This is a genomic window from Mesorhizobium sp. M8A.F.Ca.ET.021.01.1.1 (assembly GCF_003998025.1).
In the GTDB taxonomy this organism is placed as follows: Bacteria; Pseudomonadota; Alphaproteobacteria; order Rhizobiales; family Rhizobiaceae; genus Mesorhizobium.
Genome location: NZ_RZSJ01000681.1, coordinates 1 through 3069, shown reverse-complemented (window position 1 = coordinate 3069; position 3069 = coordinate 1). Strand labels below are relative to the sequence as shown.

The 3069-nt window shown below is 64.0% G+C and carries 3 protein-coding genes; 2 read left to right on the top strand and 1 reads right to left on the bottom strand.

Translation table 11 applies throughout. The features are described from left to right. Positions 1 to 120: 120 nt before the first annotated feature. Positions 121 to 1560: a glycosyltransferase gene (locus EOA36_RS32110; protein ID WP_127280856.1), complete on the bottom strand. Its 1440-nt coding sequence runs from the start codon at positions 1558 to 1560 to the stop codon at positions 121 to 123. Positions 1561 to 1699: 139 nt separating this feature from the next. Here EOA36_RS32110 and EOA36_RS32105 point away from each other — a divergent pair, with 139 nt between their 5' ends. Next, complete coding sequence (locus EOA36_RS32105; RefSeq protein WP_127280855.1) at positions 1700 to 2410, top strand: DUF805 domain-containing protein; 711 nt, start codon at positions 1700 to 1702, stop codon at positions 2408 to 2410. 158 nt (positions 2411 to 2568) lie between these two features. Beyond that, a complete protein-coding gene (locus EOA36_RS32100) occupies positions 2569 to 2997 on the top strand; it encodes a polyketide cyclase (RefSeq protein ID WP_127280854.1) in 429 nt (142 codons plus the stop codon). Positions 2998 to 3069: the final 72 nt, after the last annotated feature.

Sequence of the window (3069 nt, the reverse complement as noted above, 5' to 3'; positions counted from 1 at the left end):
AGGCAAAGCCGTGGGCGAAAAAACCCAACAAGCCGAAATTCGAAAATACCGGCGCGCCGAAGCACAAGAAGACGAAGAAGCGTCCGTCGTAAGACCGACGCGAAAGCCGCGGATTTTGCGTCAGGCCGTCTCGGAATGTTGGCGGGCCGCGCTTTCCTTCAGGCCGGCCTTGATGGCGGCCCAGCTTGCCGATGCCGGCGTCGGCCGGTGGTTTTGGGCGATGCGCCCCGCCAGCGCGGATCGCCAGGCATGGTCTTCCGCCATTTTGCGGATCGCAGCGTACCAGCCGGCCTGGTCGTCGGGGTCGATCGCCGGCATCATTCCGCCGGTCGCCTCGATCAGTGACGGCGCGGTCGAGACGATGACCGGAACGCCGAAATCGAGACATTCCGAAGCGCCGTAGCCCCAGCCCTCTATATGCGAGGGAAAGACGCCGAAAGCGGCGCTGCGATAATAGCCGATGAGCTCCTCGTCGCTGACCAGCCCGGTGAATGTGACCGACTGGAGCAGCTCGGGATGCGCCGCGAGATAGGCGCGCAGCGGCTCGATCATCCATCCCCAGCGCCCGGCGCAGACAAGCCGCGGCAGTTTTACGCCTTCTTCCAGTGCCTGCTGCCAGATCCGCGCCAGCAATATGTGGTTCTTGCGCACTTCGATGGTCGAACAATAGATAACGAACGGTTCGCCGGTCTCGATGCGCGAGGTCGCGCCCATGCGCGAAGCGGTTTCGTGCAGGATCGAAGGCATCGGAAAGCGGTACACCACAGGCGCGGAGACGCCGGCCTTGCGCATGTGATCGGTCAGCGTCGCGCCAACCTCGTCGGAAGCGCAGAACGCCGGCGCGCCGCTGCGCACCAGCTGTTCGAGATAAGAGCCGAAACGGGTTTCGCCGATGCCCGAACCGACCAGGTCCGGGCGCAGCGCCGGGATGAGATCATGGCAAAGCAAGGCAAGCTTGCCGGCGACGCTTGAAACCGCGGATCGGTCTTGCTGGGTCAGGACGTGATGGCTGATCAGCACGAGGCCCGGCTCCGCCTCGGTGCTCCGGCCCGGCGCATCGGGCTCCACGCACAGCCGGATCCGCGCCCGCTGGTACAGGCGATAGGCGCGGATCAGCAGCTGCGTCGCCTGGTAGGCAGCCCCTTTGCGGCCGCTTGTCACCGTCTTGGCAAGATGGCGGTCCGTCTCGCGCTTGTGCCATGGCTGTTGCCTCACCGCAGCCAAAGCCTGCGACAGGGCCGTGCGTCTTCCCGGCCACTGTTTGGCGCGGTGCGGTGAAATCCGGCCCGTCGCGACGTGATCCAGTTCATAGGGGGCAAGCGGCCGAAACTTGCCCTCGTTCGGCCTGAACGCCACCACCTCCACGCAAGGATCGGGATCCGCCAGCGCCGCGTTGACGAGAAAGCTCTCCACGCGCGGAATGCCCGCCAGGCCCTTGCCGGCCGGCCAGAACATCAGCCCGGTGGCGTCGATGGCCAATGTGGCGGAGGCCGATGTCGAAGGCGTCGCGGTCTTACCGTCCTCGATCACAGCGCCGGCATCGGAACGTTCGACTGTCATTGTCTGCTTTGGCGAAACGGTTGCACTCGATGTCTTATGCTTCATTTGCCGGGGAAGCGGTAGCCTGGGAACACGGCTTGCCCCCAGGCTCAGCCCTGTGCCACACCTTCACTGGGACGCGGCGACAAGCGGGTGGGTCATGCGCGGCGAAGTGCTTCACTACGACGAGGTCCAGGGCTTCGGTTTCATCACCGGAGCCGATGGCAACCGCTACACTTTCACCCGGGAGAACCTTCGCCGGCAAACCACGATGCCCACCGGCACGCTGGTCGAATTCCAGGCCAGCGGCGGCCAGGCGCGTGACGTTTTTTCGATCTCCGCCCGGGCGGCCAGCCCGGCCGCCGACGCCGGCGCAAGTCCCGCACCGGCTCAAACTGGTCCCGCGCCTGCGGCTGCCGCATCGCACGCGCAGCATTTCGGCCGGATGTCCGAGCCAACCGAACCCAGTGATCTCTGGAGCTATTTCTGGCGTGGACTGACGCAGAACTACTTCAACTTCGCCGGCCGCGCCCGCCGCAAGGAATATTGGGGCTACTGCCTGTTCTGGATGGTCTGCCTGCTGATCATCTTCGGCATCGGCATCTTCACCGATATCGAGATGGGCAATTTCGACACCGACGTCTCGGCGGCGGTCACCGTTGGCTTGTGCGGCACCTTCCTGCTGGCGACATTCCTGCCCGGCCTCGGCATGACCGTACGCCGGCTGCACGACATCGGCCTGTCGGGCTGGCTCTATCTGCTGATCCTCATTCCGAGCATCGGCAGCCTGATCATCCTGGTCTTCGCGCTGATCCCGACGCAGGAGCGGGAAAACCAGTGGGGTCCGGTGCCGGCTGGTGTCAGAGTCTAGCCCAGCACGCATATTGCGAAGGATTAAGTCATTCCCAGGATCCCACCGTGGGGCCAGAGGTCATCATGGCTGAAGATTTCTCTTGCATTTTAATCTGTGCACAGATAGTCTGTGCACAGATCGAAGGATCGATCACGCAAGACGGATGGAGCAAGACGATGTGGACCAATGAATACACCGCGACTTCCCCGCTTCCGGCGCAAGCCATCTGGAACGCGCTCAAGGCATTGCATGAAGGCCGCCTGACCTATGAGGGCTCCGACACCTTCGTGCTGCACGGGCCGTTCGCCAAGGGCACCCGCGTCTCGGTGACACCGGTCGGTCAGGACACATTCGAATCGGTCATCGTCGATCTCGTCGACAACGTGACCTATGCCGACGAAACCTCGTTCGGCGACACGACGCTGCTGTTCCGGCACACGCTGGTGCCGGTCGAAGGCGGCACGCAGGTGACGCACCGGCTCGATATCTCGGGCCCTTCGGCCGCCGAGGTCGGCCCGGAACTCGGGCCGCAGATCAGCGGCGATTTCGACGTCTCGATGGCCAAGCTGTTCGAGCAAGCGGCGGCGGTGGCGAAGAATGGCTGACGGTCAGGATTTGAACACCCGCTTCAGCGGACCTTCGGAGAGCCCCGGCTTGTTGCTCTGGCGAACGACCAT